14 protein-coding genes are annotated in these 17,917 nt (G+C 70.0%); 9 read left to right on the top strand and 5 right to left on the bottom strand.

Annotation, left to right across the window (positions count from 1 at the left end; genetic code table 11):
* Positions 1-42: 42 nt before the first annotated feature.
* Positions 43-801 carry an EAL domain-containing protein gene (locus FA90_RS07280; RefSeq protein WP_036167423.1) on the bottom strand — a complete coding sequence of 253 codons (759 nt, stop codon included), beginning with the start codon at positions 799-801 and terminating at the stop codon, positions 43-45.
* Positions 802-936: 135 nt separating this feature from the next.
* The gene (locus FA90_RS07275) at positions 937-1,377 is read right to left on the bottom strand and encodes a hypothetical protein (protein WP_036167420.1); all 441 of its coding nucleotides are present in this window, start codon (positions 1,375-1,377) and stop codon (positions 937-939) included.
* Positions 1,378-1,577: 200 nt separating this feature from the next.
* Here FA90_RS07275 and FA90_RS07270 point away from each other — a divergent pair, with 200 nt between their 5' ends.
* On the top strand, positions 1,578-2,606 hold the full coding sequence (locus tag FA90_RS07270) for a LacI family DNA-binding transcriptional regulator (RefSeq protein ID WP_036167417.1): 1,029 nt from the start codon (positions 1,578-1,580) through the stop codon (positions 2,604-2,606).
* A gap of 16 nt (positions 2,607-2,622) precedes the next feature.
* Here FA90_RS07270 and FA90_RS07265 read toward each other — a convergent pair whose 3' ends face one another.
* Both FA90_RS07265 and FA90_RS07260 read right to left on the bottom strand, forming a co-directional pair.
* Complete coding sequence (locus FA90_RS07265) at positions 2,623-4,434, bottom strand: ATP-binding protein (protein WP_051971538.1); 1,812 nt, start codon at positions 4,432-4,434, stop codon at positions 2,623-2,625.
* Positions 4,435-4,589: 155 nt separating this feature from the next.
* Positions 4,590-6,542 (bottom strand): APC family permease, encoded by a 1,953-nt coding sequence (locus tag FA90_RS07260; protein ID WP_036167414.1) that lies wholly within the window; start codon positions 6,540-6,542, stop codon positions 4,590-4,592.
* Positions 6,543-6,720: 178 nt separating this feature from the next.
* Between FA90_RS07260 and FA90_RS07255 the strand changes: the two genes are divergently transcribed.
* Together FA90_RS07255 and kdpE are read left to right on the top strand one after the other, a co-directional pair.
* Positions 6,721-8,769 carry an ATP-binding protein gene (locus tag FA90_RS07255; protein ID WP_156116620.1) on the top strand — a complete coding sequence of 683 codons (2,049 nt, stop codon included), beginning with the start codon at positions 6,721-6,723 and terminating at the stop codon, positions 8,767-8,769.
* Complete coding sequence (gene kdpE / locus FA90_RS07250) at positions 8,766-9,461, top strand: two-component system response regulator KdpE (protein ID WP_036167411.1); 696 nt, start codon at positions 8,766-8,768, stop codon at positions 9,459-9,461. The genes FA90_RS07255 and kdpE overlap by 4 nt, the downstream gene beginning before the upstream one ends.
* Here kdpE and FA90_RS07245 read toward each other — a convergent pair.
* A complete protein-coding gene (locus FA90_RS07245; RefSeq protein WP_036167408.1) occupies positions 9,458-10,663 on the bottom strand; it encodes a cation:proton antiporter in 1,206 nt (401 codons plus the stop codon). The genes kdpE and FA90_RS07245 overlap by 4 nt on opposite strands.
* A 204-nt stretch (positions 10,664-10,867) precedes the next feature.
* Here FA90_RS07245 and FA90_RS07240 point away from each other — a divergent pair, with 204 nt between their 5' ends.
* The 6 genes from FA90_RS07240 (at position 10,868) to FA90_RS07215 (ending at position 17,843) form a co-directional block, all read left to right on the top strand.
* Entirely contained in the window at positions 10,868-12,109 is a 1,242-nt protein-coding gene (locus FA90_RS07240) for an ABC transporter substrate-binding protein (protein WP_036167405.1), read from the top strand.
* Positions 12,110-12,203: 94 nt separating this feature from the next.
* Complete coding sequence (locus FA90_RS07235) at positions 12,204-13,037, top strand: carbohydrate ABC transporter permease (protein WP_051972129.1); 834 nt, start codon at positions 12,204-12,206, stop codon at positions 13,035-13,037.
* The gene (locus FA90_RS07230) at positions 13,034-14,026 is read left to right on the top strand and encodes a carbohydrate ABC transporter permease (protein ID WP_081933712.1); all 993 of its coding nucleotides are present in this window, start codon (positions 13,034-13,036) and stop codon (positions 14,024-14,026) included. The genes FA90_RS07235 and FA90_RS07230 overlap by 4 nt, the downstream gene beginning before the upstream one ends.
* Positions 14,027-14,036: 10 nt before the next feature.
* Complete coding sequence (locus tag FA90_RS07225; protein WP_051971536.1) at positions 14,037-15,134, top strand: ABC transporter ATP-binding protein; 1,098 nt, start codon at positions 14,037-14,039, stop codon at positions 15,132-15,134.
* A 147-nt stretch (positions 15,135-15,281) separates the two neighbouring features.
* Positions 15,282-16,310, top strand: a complete 1,029-nt coding sequence (locus FA90_RS07220) for a LacI family DNA-binding transcriptional regulator (protein ID WP_036167403.1) — start codon at positions 15,282-15,284, stop codon at positions 16,308-16,310.
* 111 nt (positions 16,311-16,421) lie between these two features.
* A complete protein-coding gene (locus tag FA90_RS07215; RefSeq protein ID WP_081934062.1) occupies positions 16,422-17,843 on the top strand; it encodes a GH1 family beta-glucosidase in 1,422 nt (473 codons plus the stop codon).
* Positions 17,844-17,917: the final 74 nt, after the last annotated feature.

Here is a 17,917-nt window from a genome sequence, read left to right as displayed (position 1 = left end):
TGTTATGCGGCGAGTATAACCGTGCCCTTCCGCGCTCGCGCGTCACGAAATTGACGACAGACTAACACTCTGGGCAAGTAAGGCGCGCAGCTTATCGGGCGGCATCGGACGCGCCAGCAGGTAACCCTGCACTTCGTCGCAATTGGCGGCGCGCAGAAACTCGAGCACGGCCCGGGTCTCGACCCCCTCGGCCACCACGGCCATGCGCAGTGCATGCGCCATGTCGACGAAGGCCTTGATGAAATCGAAGGCGCCGATGCGGCCGTCGTCGCCCAGCACGAAGGAGCGGTCGAGCTTGAGCACGTCGATCGGTAGGCGGCGCAGGTAGGCCAGGCCCGAGTAGCCGGTGCCGAAGTCGTCCAGCGCAAGCTTGATGCCGAGCGCGGTTAATTCGCCCAGCATGGCGGCGGCGCGCTCGACGTTTTCGATCAGCGCGCTTTCGGTCAGCTCCAGCTCGAGGCAAGCCGGCGCCAGGCCGGTCGCCTCGAGCGCGGCGCGCACCTCGCCGACGAGGCCGCCCTGGCACAGCTGGCGCGCCGAAACGTTCACCGACACCCGGATCGGCCGGCCGAACTCCTCGAGCAGCCCACGGCCCAGGCTCGCCTCGAGGTCCAGGCCGACGAAAGCGGCGGCCTTGCGGTTGGCGTAGGTGATGCGCCAATCGTGGTCGAGCGCGAAAAACGCGTCCCCGATCGTCTCGAGCATGGCGTCGAGACGCGCGCGCGACTGGCGCAGCAGGGTGCAGGCGTGGTGGGGTTCGCCGATATCGGCGGCGATGCGGGGCGACGGGCTGTTGCTCATGGGGTCCGGTCGGAACGAAGCGCGCCCCGCAGGGAGGCGGGACGCTTTATGCACGATGCATTATATCGTTCCGACGGGCAACGCCTAGGCCAATGATGCGGACCTACAACATCGTCAGAACCGCCTCGGCCGGATTCAGCCGTTCGGCGTCGGATCGTTGCGCGGACGGGCAGTGCCGACTTCGTCCTGGCTGGACTGGCGCTCGCCCAGCTGGCGGTCGCCCTGGCCGCCGCGCAGCGCGTCGGCCTGCTCGCTCTGGCCGTCCTGCTGGCCCTGCTGCGAGCCGCCTTCCCCGCCCGGCTGCGGCTGCTGCTGCTGCTGGCCGTCGCCCTGGCGGTGGCCTTGGCTGCGCACCGAGTCGCCCTGCGCCGGGGTGCCGCCCGGCTGGCCGACCTGTTGCTGCAGGTTGCCGGAGTCGGCCATGTCGGGCGTGCCGACGCCACCGTCGCGGCCGCCATCGTCGAGGTTGCCGGTAGTGCCGTCGACCCCGGCGCTGCTGGTGCCGACGCCGCTCAGCTCGTCATAGTTGCGGCCCTTCATGCCCTTGCCCTTGTATTCCTGATTGCTTGGCATCATCGTCTCCTTGGCTCATTCAGAAATTCACATGGTAGGCCCTTGGCCGCGATCGGCAATCGGACGATCCTGCAGGGTGCTGTAGGACCGCGCGTACGGAATTGCCGGATGGAAGAAACGCTAATATATTGACAATCCGTCCGATCCATGGCGCAATCCCGGTTCGGCTCGATTTCAAGCCAGCAACGAAAAAGACAAAAACAATGACTCGTTCCAGCGCAGGAAAAGCAAGGGGGACCGGACGCACCACCCTCGAGGAAGTGGCGGTGCTCGCCGGGGTATCCACGATGACGGCGTCGCGTGCGCTGAGCCAGCCGCAACTGGTGTCGGAGGGCACCCGCACCCGGGTCGAACAGGCGGTCGTGCAGCTCGGCTACGTGCCGAACCGGGCGGCGCGGGCGCTGGCGTCGTCCCAGTCGCGGGTGATCGCGGTGCTGGTGCCGTCGCTGTCGAACGCCGTGTTCAGCGAGTTACTCGACGGCATCCACGACGCGATCGAAGCCAGCCAGTACCAGCTCCTGATCGGCAATACGCTGTATTCCGAAGCCGAGGAGGAAAAGCTGCTGGGCATCTACATGCAGTCGAACCCGGACGGCATCCTGCTCTCGAACCTGAACCACAGCGAGGCGGTGGAGCGCACGCTGGCCGGCTCGCGCGTGCCGATCGTGTCGATGATGGACCTGGCCGACGACACGGCGCGCATGTCGGTCGGCTTTTCGCAGGATGCCGCCGGCATGGCGATGACCGAGCACCTGCTCGGGCGCGGCTACCGGCGCATCGCCTTCATCGCCGCCCAGCTCGACGAGCGCACGCTGCGCCGCGCCGACGGTTATCGCGAGGCGATGCGCGCCGCCGGCCTGTTCGACGCGCGCCTCGAGCTGATGGTGCCGGAGCGCTCGACCATCGCGCTCGGCGCCGAGCTGACGCGCCAGGTGCTCGAACGCATCCCCGACTGCGACGCCGTGTTCTGCTGTAACGACGACCTGGCCTACGGCGCGGTGTTCCACTGCCAGCGCCAGGGCATCGCGATTCCGCGCCAGCTGGCGGTGGCCGGCTTCAACGACCTGTCGGCCTCGGCCTGGATGGTGCCGTCGCTGACGACGGTCGAGACCCCGCGCTACCGCATCGGCTTCGAGTCCGCCTCGCTGCTGCTGCAGGCGATCGAGGGGCGCGCGCCGGCGCAGCGCCGCATCGATCTCGGCTTCACGCTGCGCGCGCGCGAAAGTACCTGAACCGGGTAGCGCGATGTCAGGCCGCCGCCGGCGGCAGGCGCAGCGTGAACACGCAGCCTTGCCCCGGACCGTCGCTGTGGGCCGCCACGCTGCCGCCGTGCAGGGCGCTCAGTTCGCGTACCAGCGCCAGGCCGAGGCCGAGGCCGCCCTGGGCGCGGTCGATCCCGGTCGGCCCCTGCACCAGCGGTTCGAAAATCTGCGGCAGCGTCTCGGCGGCGATGCCGACACCGGTGTCGGCGATCTCGATCACCACCGCCTCGACCTCGCGCCAGGCGCGCACCTTGATCGCGCCGCCTTGCGGCGTGTACTTGATCGCGTTGTGCAGCAGGTTGTCGAAGATCTGGCCCAGGCGCGTCTCGTCGGCCTGCACGTGCAGCGGCGCCAGCTCGGGAACGTCGACCTGCCAGGCGTGGGCGCCGGCGTCGACCACGGTCCTGGCCGCCACGCACTGGCGCAGCAGGGCGCCGGCGTCCAGCCGACGCTTGTCCAGCACCACCTTGCCGGACACGATGCGGCGCATGTCCAGCAGGTCGTCGACGATGCGGGTCAGGTGGCGCAGCTGGCGCCGGCTGATTTCGCGTGCGTGCGCGAGCAGCTCGGGCCTGGCCGCCGCCATGTCGGTCACCGCCAGCGCCCCGGCGATCGCCGCCAGCGGATTGCGCAGCTCGTGCCCCAGCATCGCCAGGAACTGGTCCTTGGCCTGGCTCTGGGCTTCGGCCAGGCGGCGCGCGGCCTGTTCGGCCTGCAGAAGGCCTGCGCGTTCGCGCTCGAGGCGTTCGCGCGCGTCGCGCTCGCGCGAGAGCGCCTCGCTGCTGCGGGCCAGGTCGGCCAGCAGGCCGTCGATCTCGCGCACGCCGCTCGGGCGCGCCGGCGGCATCGGGTCCGCGGGTGCGCCGGCGCCCAGCAGGCGCGCCGCGTCCTGGGCCTGGCCCAGCCCGAACGACAGGCGCTTGGCCAGGAACACGGCGATGCCGATGGCCAGGCCCATCAGGGCCAGCATCGACAGCGCCGCGAACAGCGTGGCGGTGCGCGCCGGCGCTTCGATCTCGTCGACCGGCACCCCGATCGCAACCGTCCAGCCGCTCAGGGGCGCGCGCCGGTACACGCTGTAGACGTCGACGCCGTCGCGCGTGGCCAGGCGCAGGCGGCCGGCTTCGTGCGCGCGCGCGGCCGCATACAGCGGTCCGCGCACCGGCTTGCCGACGTAATCGGCGGCGCTCAGGTTGCGCGCCAGAGAGACCCCGTTGGCGTCGAAGATCGTGACGATCCAGTCCGGGCCGATCGAACCCGTGTCGAAGGTACGCTGGAAGTAGCGCGCGTCGAACAGCTGGCTGACCACGTAGCGGCGCGCATCGGGCAGCGTCACCGGGACGTCGACCGAGATCTGGCCGCGCCGCGTCAGGTTGCCGATGAAGTAGCCCGAGACGTGGGTGCGCCCCGAGGCGAAGGTCTGAAGCGCCCAGGTCGAGCGGCGGTGCGGCAGCGCGCTGCCGAACGGCGCCAGTGTATTGAACAGCGGCTCGCCCGCTTCGTTGGAGAGCAGCGTCCAGCTCAGCGAACCCTGGTTCATGGTGCGCGCCTCGCGGTGCAGCCGGGCGAAGTCGCCGTGCGCCAGCGCTTCGGAATTGACGATGCCGCGCAGCGAGGCGTCGGCCACGGCGATCTCGCGGTCGACCAGCAGCGCGGTGGCGCGCGCGGCTTCCTCGACGCCGCGCAGGCGCGACTCGCGTTCCCACTGCAGCAGCATGTGCAGGCCGGCCGCCATGATCAGCGCCGCCGGCACCAGGATCGCCACCGCCATCAGGATCAGGGTGGTGCGGGCTTTCATCGGGATGGCGCTGGTGCGGGCATGGCGGACGGTGAGGGCGGCGGCGCAAAGGCCGGGAGGCGTCCATTGTACTTGTAGTGGTTCCCGCTGGGCAACGTGCATCGCCGCTTCGACACCCTGCGCGGCCGCCACCGTCGCCGGCGCCCGGGCCCGCGTCAGACTTTCATCGGCAAGATCACCATCTGCAGCCCGTCGAAGTGCAGCCGCCGCTGGATCGCCAGCGCGGCCTGGTTGTGCAGCAGGCGCGTGAGCAGGTTGTCGCGGCTGAACACCAGGCGGCTGGTGAAGAACACGGCGTTCGGATACTCGTTGCTCAAATCGCGGCACATCCCGGTGAGCGTTTCGATCGCATCGGTGCCGAAGGCCAGGCGCGAGGCCGCCGGGATGCCATGGCTGCGGCAGAAGGCGACGAAGCCGTCCAGCGTCGCCGTGGCGCTGGCGCGCAGGCGCTCGATCTCGCCATCGCCGCCATAGGCCTGGGCGTCGACCGTGCGCGCGCTGATGAACACCACGTTGCGGAAGTGGCCGGGGAACATGCGCTGCACCCACAACAGCGCGTGCAGGCCGCCGCCGCGCGAGCTGCCGACGATGAACACGGCGGTCGGCCGGCTCGGATCGAGCGCCGGCGTGTCGGTGCAATCGCCCGGCGGCTGCTGCGCGAACACCGCGTCGACCTCGGCGATGCGCGCGCGCGTGTGCGCATAATGCGCGCGCACCAGCAGGCACAGGGCCACCACCACGCCGGTTAGCAGCAGCGTGACCCAGCCGCCTTGCAGGAACTTCTCGACGACGGTCACGCACAGGATGCTTGCGGTAACCAGCAGGCCGAGGCTCGAGAGGAGCAGGCGGCGCAGCCAGCCCTGCTGCTCGCGGTGGCCCAGCCAGTAGCGGCACAGGCCGAGCAGCGACAGGCTGAAGGTCAGGAACACGTTGATGCTGTACAGGACCACCAGCAGGTCGACCTGGCCGCCGCAGGCCAGCAGCATGGCGCCGGCCGCGACGCCCATCAAGAGCACGCCGTTCTGGGTCACCAGGCGGTTCGACAGGTAGCGGAACTGGTGCGGCACCCATGAATCCTGGGCCATGTTGGCCAGCACCGCCGGGCCGCCCAGGAAACCGGTGTTGGCGGCCACCAGCAGCAGGCCGGCTTCGAACAGCAGCGTGGCGCCCAGCGCGACCGCCAGGGCGGTGCCGGACAGTCCGGCGTGCGCCAGGATCGCCCGGAACGCCACCGCGTTCAGGGTCTGGCCCGCCACGGGAGCCGCGTTCCACAGCAGGTACAGGAAGATGATGCCGCCGGCCGTGAAGGCCAGGCTGACCGCCATGTACAGCATGGTCACGCGCCCGGTGCGCACGCGCGGCTCGGCCAGCGCATTGACGTTGTTCGACACCGCCTCGATGCCGGTATAGGTGCCGCCGCCCATCGAATAGGCTTTCAGCAGCAGGGCCAGCGTGAATACCCAGCCGCTGTCGTGGGCCAGGGCGGTGGTTTCGCTCATCGTGGCCGGGAACAGCGCCGGCAGGGCATGGGCGTGGGCGGCGATGCCGTAGACGATCAGCAGCGCATGGGTGGCCACGAAGCCGAGGAACACCGGCAGCAGCACGCGGATCGATTCCTTGGCCCCGCGCAGGTTCAGCCACAGCAGCAGCACGACCAGCGCCATCTCGGTGGCCAGCTTGAAGTGCTGCGCGCCGAGCGGCAGCATCGAGAACAGCGCGTCGACGCCGCCGGCGATCGAGATCGACACCGTCAGCACGTAGTCGACGATCAGCGCCGCGCCCGACACCAGGCCGGCGTGCGGCCCGATCAGCACGCTGGCGATACGGTAGCCGCCGCCGCCGGTCGGGAACAGCTCGATCACCTGGTTGTAGGCGAACGCGATGATGAAGACGGTGGCGGCGGTCGCCAGCGCCAGGTACAGGCCGAAGTGGGCGTGGCCGCCGAGGGCCTTGAAGGCTTCCTCGGGGCCGTAGGCCGAGGAAGACAGACCATCGGCGCCGAGGCCGACCCAGGCCAGGAAGGCGACCAGGGTCAGGCTGTGGCGGGTTTCGTGTTCGAGCGGGTCGAGTGGCCGGCCGAGCAGGGCGGTGCGAATCTGCGTGATCATGGGTGCGAGGCGTAGTGGAACAGGCGGCCATGATGGAAGAGGGCGCTGAAAATTGTCGTAAATCCTGGACAGGGCCGTGTAAACGCCGTGTAAATTCGCGCCGCGGCAGCCCTGCATCGATGCGCGCCGCCGCCATCTTTTTATACCGCCTTTACGCCCGATGGCTTACCATCGCGGCATGCATGAGCGCACTCCGACCCAGCCCGACACCGTCATCCGCGATGGCGCCGCGCTGCTCGCCTGCGTCGGCCATGGCGCGGGCGCGCAGCGCGTCGTGGCCGCCGCGGCGCGGCTGGCGACCCTGGCCGGCGCGCCCTGGCACGCGGTGCTGGTCGAGAGCCCACGTTCGCGCGCGCTCGGCGAAGCGGCGCGCCTGGCGGCGCTCGAACAGCTGCGCCAGGCGCAGGCGCTCGGCGCGGTCACCTCGGTGCTGGACGGCGACGAGCCGGCGGCCGTCATTGCCAGCTACGCGCGCCGCCACGCCTGCGCCACCGTGGTGCTCGCGCGCGGCGTACGCCTGCCGTCGCCATGGCGGGAGCCGATGGCGCGGCGCCTGGCGCGGCTGGCGCCGCAACTCGATATCGTCGAGGTCGCGGCCCCGGCGGACCATGGGCGCACGATGGATAGTGCGGACGGCCACGCACGCGCGCACGCGCGCGTGAACGCGGACGCCGCCCCGGCGCAGCCGCGGCGCTACCTGGCGGCGCTGGCCGCCAGCCTGGGCACGGCCCTGGTCGCGTTGCCGCTGCTGCCGGTACTGGACGCCGCCAACGTCGCCATGCTGTTCCTGCTGTGCGTGGTGCTGGTCGCGATCCGGCTCGGGCGCGGACCCGCGATCGCCGCGACCCTGGCGGGCTTCGGCGCGCTGGTGCTGGCGGTGCCGCGCCGCGCCTACGACCTGAGCGAATTCAAATATGCGGTGGCGCTGGCGGTGATGCTGGCGGTCGGCTGGATCACGGCGCGCCTGACCACCAGCCTGCGCGAGCAGGCCGAGGCCGCGATCGCACGCGAGGCGCGCACGCGCGCGCTGTACGAGTTCGCGCGTGCGCTGTCGGTGGCGCTGCAGCTCGAGCAGGTGTTCGAGATCACGCGCAAATTCGTCGAGCGCAGCTTCGGTGGACGCGCGCTGATCCTGCTGCCCGGGATCGACAACCGCCTGGCCTGGCCCGAGGGCGTGCCGCTGACCGTGATGGACATGGCGGCCGCCCAGTGGGCGTTCGAGCACCTGGAAGCGGCCGGGGCGGGCACGGCGACGCTGCCCAACAACGGCTTCGTGTATCTGCCGCTGCGTGCGCCGATGCGCACCCGCGGCGTGCTGGCGATCCGCGTCGCCGAGCCGCGCACGCTGCTGGTGCCGGAACAGCGCGAGCTGCTCGACGCCTTCGCCGCGCTGGCCGCGATCGCGCTCGAGCGCGTGCATTACGTCGACGTGGCCCAGGATGCGCTCGTGAGCATGGAAGGCGAGCGCTTGCGCAATTCGCTGCTGGCGGCGCTGTCGCACGACTTGCGTACGCCGCTGACCGGCCTGGTCGGGCTGTCCGAATCGCTCACACTGTCCAGGCCGCCCCTGGCCGAAGCGCAGATGGAGCTGGCCACCGCCGTGCGCGACGAGGCGCGCCGCATGGTCACCCTGGTCGCCAACCTGCTCGACATGGCGCGCATCCAGAGCGGCGGCGTCAAGCTGAACCTGCAATGGCAGTTGGTCGAGGAAGCGGTCGGCGCCGCGGTGCGCGTGTGCCGCTGGCAGCTGGGCGCGCGCACGGTGCGCACGCGCATCGCGCCCGGCCTGCCGCTGGTGCGCTTCGACGCGGCGCTGCTCGAACGGGTGCTGTGCAACCTGCTCGAGAACGCCGCCAAGTACACGCAGGCCGGCGCCTGCATCGAGGTCGAGGCCGGGCTGGAACCGGCCGGCGGCATGCTGCTCTTGCGCGTGTGCGACGACGGTCCCGGTCTGCCGCCGGGGCGCGAGGACGCGCTGTTCGAAAAATTCGTGCGCGGCCAGCAGGAGTCGCCCATCGCCGGCGTCGGCCTGGGCCTGGCGATCTGCCGCGCCATCGTCGAGGCGCACGGCGGGCGCATGCGCGCCTTCAACCGGCCGCAGGGCGGCGCCTGCTTCGAGCTCGGCCTGCCGCTGGGCGAGCCGCCGGCGCTGCCGGGCGCCGAGGAGGCCGTCCTCGACGGCGAGGCGCAGGCCAATCATCCCGTATCACAGACACAGGAACAATGAACAACGACACCTCTCCGGTAGCATTGATCGTCGAGGACGAACCGCAGATCCGCCGTTTCGTGCGCATGGCGCTGGAAGGCGAGGGCTGGCAAGTGCACCAGTCCGAGACGCTCAGGCGCGGCCTGATCGACGCCGGCACGCGCACGCCCGACCTGATCATCCTCGACCTCGGCCTGCCCGACGGCGACGGCATCACGCTGATCCGCGACGTGCGCAGCTGGAGCCCGGTGCCGATCATCGTGCTGTCGGCGCGCATCGACGAGGGCGACAAGATCGCCGCCCTGGACGCCGGCGCCGACGACTACCTGACCAAGCCGTTCGGCATCGGCGAACTGCTGGCGCGCGTGCGCGCGGCGCTGCGGCGCCAGCACAAGGGGATCGGCGAGGCGTCCTCGAAAGTGGCGTTCGGGAAGGTCGAGGTCGACCTGCACAAGCGCCAGGTGCTGCGCGAAGGCCAGCCGGTGCACCTGACGCCGACCGAGTACAAGCTCTTGAGCGTGCTGCTGGCGAACATGGGGCGGGTCGTGACCGCGCCGCAACTGCTGCGCGAGGTGTGGGGGCCGTCCAACGGCGACAACGGCCACTACGTGCGCATCTACATGGGGCACCTGCGCCAGAAGCTGGAAGACGATCCGGCGCAGCCGCGCCATCTGCTCACCGAGACCGCGGTCGGTTACCGCCTGCAGGCCTAGCCGGCTTTGCCCACCAGCTGCAGCACCCGGCGCAACTTGGGCGCCACCACCGGCGTGGTCAGCATCGTGCTGGCGATCGCCATCAGGAGCAGCGCGGTGAAGGTGGCGCTGGTGATGATGCCCTTGTCGAGCAGGATGTTGGAGAAGATGATCATGATCAGCGCCTTGGTCTGCAGCAGCCAGCCGATCACCGAGGCTTCGCCCGGTCCCCAGCCGAGGATGCGCCCGGCCAGGTGCACCCCGCCCAGCTTGCCGGCGACCGACGCCGCCAGCAGCAGGCCGGCGGCCAGGAACACGGCGGCGCCGCCGCCCTCCCAGCCGGTGCGCAGGCCGGTGCTGAGGAAATACACCGGCATCAGCGTGAGCAGCAGGTTGTGGCGCAGGCCGTCCATCCTGGCCCGGTCGAACCAGTGCGCATCCATCACCACCCCGGCCAGGAAGGCGCCGACCATGAAGTGCAGGCCGGACCAGTCGGCCCCGAACGCGCAGGCGGCCAGCCAGATCAGCGCCGCCGGCCAGCGGTCGCGTTCATCGAGGCGCGCCATCATCTTCCGGGCCAGCCAGGCCGCCACGGCGAAGCCGAGCAGGAAGCCGAGCTGGCGCCCGACCCGGGTCCAGTCGAGCAGGATCAGCGCCAGCACGCCCCAGATCGCCACGTCGTCGAGGCTGGCGTAGCGCAGGATGCGCTGGCCGATCGGGGCGCGCAGGATCTCGAGCTTTTCCATCAGCAGGATCAGGATCGGCAGCGCGGTCACGGCGCACGACATGCCGACGCCCAGCACGAACTGCCAGTCGGCGGCATGGCCGCCTTTCCAGGCCCCCTCGATCACGCCGAGCATCGCCAGCGCGGCGGCGCAGCCGCAGGCCAGCGGGGTGCCCAGCGCCAGCGAGGCCGTGACCAGGCTCTCGCGCCGGTGCGCCCAGGCCTGCTTCAGGTCCAGCTCGACCCCGGCGATCATCACGAAGATCATGATCGACCACCAGGCGATGCCGTTCAGCGCCCCGGTCACCTGCGGATTGAACACGAAACGGTAGTACTCCGGATAGGCGCGTCCGAGGATGCCGGGGCCGAGCAGCACCCCGGCGATGATCTGCACGACCACCAGCGGCGCGTAGTAATCGATGCCGCCGAGGCGCCAGACCAGCCACGGCAGGGTCAGGATGATCAGCATGGCAAGCAGGAAGATTTCGGTGGTGCCCATCGTGGTCTCGTGTGTTGTTATGGCGACGACTTGGTATTCCGCGGCGCCATTTTGCCCATTTTCAATCGTAAAATGGTGGTAAATTTTCTGTTTGACACTAAATTGCAGGCGGACTATAGTCGGTCGCAACTGCCGGTAACGTTTCCAACGAAACGCGGCGGATTATAAAAGGAAGCCGCAAACAGGCTTTCGAAGGGAGACGGGATGCACGCAGCAGTCAGGCGGCTGTTCGGCGCGGGTCTGTGCGCGTTCGCCATCGGCGGCCACGCCAGCGCCCAGGCGCAGCCGACGGCCGAGGTGATCCATTGGTGGACGTCGGGCGGCGAATCGGCCGCCGTGCGCGAGGTCGCGCAAGCCTACCGCGGCGCCGGCGGGGTCTGGGTCGACACCGCGATCGCCGGCGGCGACCAGTCGCGCGCGGTCACGGTCAACCGCATCATCGGCGGCAATCCGCCCACCGCGGCCCAGTTCAACACTTCCAAGCAGTTCGTCGACATCATCGACGAAGACCTGCTCGGCACCGTCGACGAGGTCGCGCGGCGCGATGGGTGGGACCGGCTGCTGCCGAAACCGATCGTCGGCGTGATCAAGATGCGCGGCCACTGGTACGCCGCGCCGATCAACATCCACATGCAGACCTGGCTGTGGTATTCGAAGCCGGCGTTCGCCCGCGCCGGCATCGCGCGCGAGCCGCGGTCGATGGACGAATTGTTCGCCGACCTCGACAAGCTCAAGGCAGCCGGCCTGGTCCCGCTGGCCTACGGCGGCCAGGCCTGGCAGGACAGCCTGACCTTTTCGATGGTGCTGGCCAACCTCGGCGGTCGCGAGCTGTACCTGCGCGTGATCCGCGACCGCGACCAGGCCGCGATCGCCTCGCCTGCGTTCCGGCGCGTGCTGCTGGCCTTCAAGCGCCTGCAGGCCTACGTCGATCCGGCCTCGCCGGGGCGCAACTGGAACGACGCCACCGCCTTGGTGATCCAGGGCCGTGCCGGCGTGCAGATCATGGGCGACTGGGCCAAGGGCGAGTTCACCGCGGCCGGCTTGAAACCGGGGCGCGACTACGGCTGCATGGCCGGCCTGAACGACGCCAGCCCCTACCTGATCCAGGGCGACGTGTTCGTGTTCCCGAAGACCGACGACGCCTCGACGCTGCGCGCCCAGCGCCTGCTGGCCGAGACGGTGGCGCGGCCCGGCGTCCAGCTGGCCTTCAGCCGCCTCAAGGGTTCGATCCCGGTGCGCCTCGACGCCGACGTCTCGAGCCTGGACCCGTGCGCGCAAAAGGGCATGGCGATCCTGCGCGACCCGAACCGGCCGCTCGGCGTGAGCGAGGTCTACCTGACTCCGGACCAGAATGGCGCGCTGCAGGACGTCCTGACCGCCTACTGGAACACCAACATGCCGGTCGAGCGCGCGCAAAAGAGCATCGCCTCGGCGCTGCGTTATTGAAGGAGGCGCCGTGTTCTCTCTTCCACGCTTGCCGAGCCGGCGGATTTTTCCACGCATCCCGCCGCGCGTGTCGCCGCAGCTGGCCCTGCTGCCGATGGCGCTGGTGGCCATCGTCGGCTACCTCGGCGCAGCGCTGTGGACGCTGCGCATCTCGCTGACCAGCTCGCGCACCTTCCCGTCCGGGCACTTCATCGGCCTGGCCCAGTACCAGCGCCTGTTCGACAACGAGCGCTGGCTGCTGTCGCTGCACAACCTGGCCGTGTACGGGCTGCTGTTCGTCGCCGCCAGCCTGGTGCTCGGCTGCCTGCTGGCGGTCTTCATCGACCAGCAGGTGATGGGCGAAGGCCTGCTGCGCACGATCTTCCTGTACCCGTACGCGATGTCCTTCATCGCCACCGGCGTGGTCTGGCAATGGCTGCTCACCCCCGGCGACGGCATCGAGGCGGCGTTGCGCGCGCTCGGCTGGAACGTCCATTTCGACTGGATCGTCTCGCAGGACATGGCGATCCATTGCGTCGTCATCGCCACCGTCTGGCAAGCCGCGGGCCTGGTGATGGCGCTGGTGCTGGCCGGGCTGCGCGGCATCGACCCCGAGATCTGGAAGGCGGCGCGCCTGGACGGCATCCCGGCCTGGCGCGTCTACCTGCAGATCGTGCTGCCGATGCTGTGGCCGACGATCGCCACCGTGCTGCTGCTGCTGGCCACCGCCGTGGCCAAGCTGTTCGACGCCGTGGTCGCCATGACCCAGGGCGGACCGGGCATCGCCAGCGAGGTGCCGGCCAAGTTCATCATGGACCACCTGTTCCTGCGCTCGAACGTCGGGCTGGCCTCGGCCGGCGCGGTGGTGCTGCTGTTGCCGGTGCTGGCGCTGCTGGCGCCGTATGCGTATGCGCGCGCCTACGCGCAGCGTCACCGGGAGGCTGCATGAATCACTTCACGGGCGCGCGTCCCGTCGCCGCGCCGGCGCCTGCCGTCGATAGCGTCGCAGCCACCGCCGCCGTCGCCACGCCAGCCGCCGCCCCGGCCACCCCGGCCGCTGCTCCTGCGCGCGCGCGTGCGCGCCGCAAGCGCCTCACGCCCGCGCGCATCGGCGTGTACGCCTTCCTGATCGGCGCGGCGCTGTTCTTCCTGCTGCCGCTGTACGTGATGATCGCCGCCTCGTTCAAGCCGATGGAGGAGATCCGCGCCGGCGGCGTCTTCGCGCTGCCGCACGCCGTCACGTTCGAGCCGTGGCGCCAGGCCTGGAGCGGCGTCTGCACCGGCGCCGCCTGCGACGGCCTGCGCACGGGTTTCTGGAACTCGGTGGCGATCGCCGTGCCCAGCACCGTGCTGACCATCCTGCTGGGGGCGGTCAACGGCTATGCGCTGTCGTTCTGGCGGCCGCGCTACGCCAACGTCCTGTTCGGGGTGCTGATGGCCGGCGCCTTCGTCCCGGTGCAGGTCATGATCTATCCGCTGGTGCGGGTGCTGGCGCTGGCCGGCATCTTCGGCTCGCTGCCGGCCATCGTGGTGGTGCACCTTGTATTCGGCATGCCGGTGATGACGCTGCTGTTCCGCAATTACTACTGCAACGTGCCGCAGGAGCTGTTCCAGGCGGCGCGCATCGACGGCGGCGGTTTCTGGCGCATCTTCTTCTACGTGATGCTGCCGATGTCGCTGCCGATCGTGGTGGTGGCCGCCATCATGCAGGTCACCGGCGTGTGGAACGACTACATCCTCGGCCTGACCTTTGCCGGGCGCGAGCACCTGCCGATGACGGCGCAGTTGAACAACGTGGTCACCACCACCACCGGCACGCGCGCCTACAACGTCGACATGGCGGCCACCATCCTCACCGCGCTGGTGCCGCTGACCCTGTATTTCGTGTCCGGCCGCTGGTTCGTGCGCGGCATCGCGGCCGGCGCGGTCAAAGGCTGAAGGAGGAACGATGGCCCACCCGCATCCGCAGGCGGCGAACCTGCCCAGCCTGAACCTGAGCAAACTGAACATCGAGCTGGGCGGGCGCAGCATCATCCGCGACCTCGACCTGCAGGTCGAGCCGGGCGAGTTCCTGGTGCTGCTCGGCCCTTCGGGCTGCGGCAAGTCGACCCTGCTGCACAGCATCGCCGGCCTGGTCGAGGCGCGCTCGGGCGCGATCGAGATCGGCGGGCGCGACATGACCTGGGCCGAGCCGAGCGAGCGCGGCATCGGCATGGTGTTCCAGTCGTACGCGCTGTACCCGACCATGACCGTCGAGGCCAACATGTCGTTCGGCTTGAAGATCGCCGGCACACCCAGGCAGGAGGTGCAGCGGCGCGTGCGCGAGGCGGCGGCGCTGCTGCAGCTGGACAGCCTGCTGGCGCGCAAGCCGGCGCAGCTCTCGGGCGGCCAGCGCCAGCGCGTGGCGATCGGGCGCGCGCTGGTGCGCCAGGCGCGCGTGCTGCTGTTCGACGAGCCGCTCTCGAACCTGGACGCCAAGCTGCGCGCCGAGCTGCGGCGCGAACTCAAGCTGTTGCACCAGACGCTCGGTTCGACCATGATCTATGTGACCCACGACCAGGTCGAGGCGATGACGCTGGCCAGCCGCATCGTGGTGATGGAAAAGGGCCGCATCCAGCAGGTCGGCACGCCGGCCGAGGTGTATGCGCGCCCGGCGAACCGCTTCGTGGCCGGCTTCCTCGGTGCACCGCCGATGGGATTCGTCGAGGGCGAACTGGATGGGTGGGGACGCTTCGTGGCCGACGGCCTTTCGCTGCTGCCGGCCCCGGGCTGCTGCGCGCCCGACCAGCACACGCGCCGCGCGGTCCTGGGCGTGCGGCCCGAGCACGTGACGATCGGGACCGGGCCGCAGTGGCCTTTGAAGGGCGAGGTCAGCCTGGTCGAGCCGATGGGCAACCACCAGGTCGTCTGGCTGCGCTGCGGCGCCCAGACCCTGGGCGCGCTCGAGCACGACGGCCGCGTGTTCGCGCGCGGCCAGCAGGTCCGCTTCGCGATCGACCCGGCCAGGGTCTCGCTGTTCGACCCGGCCGGCGGGGTGCGCCTGTGACGTTCGCGCGTGGCACGCGCCTGGACCTGGCGCCGATGTAAAACGATGTAGGGAATCGACAACGGGCGGCGCGCTTGCGGTATGCTTCGCGTTTCGAATGCCCGGCGTCGGGTGTCGAGTGAATCTGGAAGAGTTGAGGATCTGCCTGTGGCGACTATCAAGGACGTAGCGAAGCTGGCCGGCGTCGGCCTGGGAACGGCATCGCGCGTGGTCAGCGGCCGCGGCTCGGTGTCGCCGGCGACGCTGGCGCGCGTGAAGCAGGCCATCGACGAGCTGGGCTTCAAGCCGTCGCACGCGGCGCGCACGCTGCTCTCGGGCTCTAGCCGCATGATCGGCATCTACATCCCGGTCCTTGCCGGCACGTTCTATACGCCGATCCTGTCGATCATGGATGCCGAACTGCGCACCGCCGGCCTGCACATGGTGGTCGCGTTCGGCGCCGGCCTGGGCGACGAGCGGCGCCAGGCGATCGAGGGCGTCGAATTCCTGATCGAACGCGGCTGCGACGGCTTGCTGGTGATGAGCGGGGCGCTGCGCGACGAGGACGTGGCGGCGCTGGGCGCCAAGGGCGGCCAGCTGGTCGCGCTGAACCACATGCTCGACTCGATCCCCGACCAGTGCTTCAAGCTCGACCACGAGCTGGGCGGGCGGCTGGCGGCGCGCGCGCTGCTCGGCCACGAGCACCGCCGGATCGCCGTGATCGAAGGCCCGCACCAGCTGGCCGACAACCTCGAGCGCATCGCCGGCTTCATGAGCGAGCTCGAGGAACAAGGCATCGGACCCGGGCAGGTGTGGCGCGTCGAGAGCGACTTCTCGCCGGGCGGCGGCTGGGCCTGCGCCAAGCAGCTGCTCGACTCCGGTTTCGATTGCACGGCGCTGTTCTGCGCCAACGACGAGATGGCGGTGGGCGCGCTGTCCTACTTCCAGGAAGCCGGCGTGCGCGTGCCGCACGACTTGTCGGTGCTGGGCTACGACGACACCCCGAGCGCCGCGTTCTCGGCACCGCGCCTGACCTCGGTACACATGCCCTGGCGCGAGATGACGCAGAACGCGATCAACGCGCTGCTCAACCTGTGCTACGACCTGCGTCGCCCGGTGATGCGCGACTTCCCGGTCAGCCTGACGATGCGCGCCTCGCTCGCGCGCGCGTCCGGCAAGCGGCGCAAGGCGGCATGAACACGCGTGCATGCCGGTCATGCCGCGCCGCGGCTTTTTTTTGAAGCCGCTATGGAAAGCTTTCCAACCAAAGTTACGATCGACCACGAACCCACGAGACTGACGACCATCATGACCCAATCCGCCAGCCCCCTCAGCTTAAACCCCGGCAGCGCCGCCCCCGCCGGCGCCGCTGCACCGGCCGATGACGCCGCGCCGCGCCGATCCGACTTCGCCGACGATTTCCTGTGGGGCTGCGCCACCTCGTCCTACCAGATCGAAGGCGCGGCGCACGAGGATGGCCGGGTCGAGTCGATCTGGGACCGCTTCGCCGCCACGCCCGGCAAGATCCGCGACGGCTCGAGCGGGGCGGTGGCGTGCGACCATTACCACCGCTGGCCGCAAGACCTGGACATCGCGCGCAGCCTCGGTCTGAACGCCTACCGCTTCTCGATCGCCTGGCCGCGCATCTTCGATGGCGTGGACGCGGCGCCGAACGACAAGGGGCTGGGGTTCTACGACCGCCTGGTCGACGGCATGCTCGAGCGCGGCTTGCAGCCCTGGGCCACGCTGTACCACTGGGACTTGCCGCAATGGCTGCAGGAGCGCGGCGGCTGGAACGAGCGCGCCACGGTGGACGCCTTCGTCGAACTGGCCGACGCCGTCACGCGGCGCCTGGGCGACCGCGTCAAGCACTGGATCACGCAGAACGAACCGTGGTGCACCGCCATGATCGGCCACCACGAGGGCTGGCATGCGCCGGGCCTGAGCGATTTCAAGACCGCGCTGCAGGTGTGCCACCACGTGCTGCTCTCGCACGGCAAGGCGGTGCCGGTGATCCGCGCCAACGTGCCCGATGCGAAAGTCGGCATCGCGCTCAGCCTGCATCCGGTGCGCGCGGCGAGCGATTCGCCCGAGGACCGCGCCGCGCTGCTGCGCCACGACGGCCTGCGCTTTCGCTGGTTCATGGACCCCCTGTACGGGCGCGGCTATCCGGCGCAGACCGTGAGCGCGGTCGGGCCGGCCGCACCCGTCATTCTCGAGGGCGACCTCGATGCCATCGCCGCGCCGACCGATTTCCTCGGCGTGAATTACTACTTTCCCGAGACCGTCGCGCACGCGCCCGGCCACGGCCCGCTCGGCGCGCGCGTGCTGCCTCCAGGCGCGGATGTGCAGACCACGGCGATGGGCTGGGAAGTGGCGCCCGAAGGCTTGACCGAACTGCTGCGGCGCATCGAGGACGAGTACCGCCCCGGCCCGATCTACCTGACCGAGAACGGCTCCTGCTACGACGACGCGCTCGAGCCCGACGGCGCCATCCACGACGGCGAGCGCCGCGCCTACCTGCAGCGCCACCTGGGCGCGCTGCGCGACACGGTGCGCGCCGGGGTGCCGGTCAAGGGCTACTTCGCCTGGAGCCTGCTCGACAACTTCGAGTGGGCCGAGGGCTACCTGCGCCGCTTCGGCCTGGTCCACGTCGATTATGCGACCCAGCAGCGCCGGCTCAAGGACAGCGCGCGCTGGTATCGCGCCTTCCTCCACGGCGAGGAGTGACCCGGGCGGCCCCAGCACGCGCCCAAGCGGCGCGCGTACGGCAAAGGTTAAACACGGCTGTTGACAGTCGGCAC

Source organism: Massilia sp. 9096 (assembly GCF_000745265.1).
Classification (GTDB): domain Bacteria; phylum Pseudomonadota; class Gammaproteobacteria; order Burkholderiales; family Burkholderiaceae_D; genus Telluria.
The sequence above is the reverse complement of the archived record's forward strand: the minus strand, read 5'-3'. Positions and strand labels throughout refer to the sequence as shown.

Bases quoted from the DNA above. Each gene is read 5' to 3' on its own strand.
- FA90_RS07245 (WP_036167408.1), bottom strand. From the start codon at position 10,663: ATGGGCACCACCGAAATCTTCCTGCTTGCCATGCTGATCATCCTGACC.
- FA90_RS07235 (WP_051972129.1), top strand. From the start codon at position 12,204: ATGGCGCTGGTGGCCATCGTCGGCTACCTCGGCGCAGCGCTGTGGACG.
- FA90_RS07255 (WP_156116620.1), top strand. From the start codon at position 6,721: ATGCATGAGCGCACTCCGACCCAGCCCGACACCGTCATCCGCGATGGC.
- FA90_RS07225 (WP_051971536.1), top strand. From the start codon at position 14,037: ATGGCCCACCCGCATCCGCAGGCGGCGAACCTGCCCAGCCTGAACCTG.
- kdpE (WP_036167411.1), top strand. From the start codon at position 8,766: ATGAACAACGACACCTCTCCGGTAGCATTGATCGTCGAGGACGAACCG.
- FA90_RS07230 (WP_081933712.1), top strand. From the start codon at position 13,034: ATGAATCACTTCACGGGCGCGCGTCCCGTCGCCGCGCCGGCGCCTGCC.
- FA90_RS07275 (WP_036167420.1), bottom strand. From the start codon at position 1,377: ATGATGCCAAGCAATCAGGAATACAAGGGCAAGGGCATGAAGGGCCGC.
- FA90_RS07260 (WP_036167414.1), bottom strand. From the start codon at position 6,542: ATGATCACGCAGATTCGCACCGCCCTGCTCGGCCGGCCACTCGACCCG.
- FA90_RS07265 (WP_051971538.1), bottom strand. From the start codon at position 4,434: ATGAAAGCCCGCACCACCCTGATCCTGATGGCGGTGGCGATCCTGGTG.
- FA90_RS07280 (WP_036167423.1), bottom strand. From the start codon at position 801: ATGAGCAACAGCCCGTCGCCCCGCATCGCCGCCGATATCGGCGAACCC.
- FA90_RS07215 (WP_081934062.1), top strand. From the start codon at position 16,422: ATGACCCAATCCGCCAGCCCCCTCAGCTTAAACCCCGGCAGCGCCGCC.
- FA90_RS07270 (WP_036167417.1), top strand. From the start codon at position 1,578: ATGACTCGTTCCAGCGCAGGAAAAGCAAGGGGGACCGGACGCACCACC.
- FA90_RS07240 (WP_036167405.1), top strand. From the start codon at position 10,868: ATGCACGCAGCAGTCAGGCGGCTGTTCGGCGCGGGTCTGTGCGCGTTC.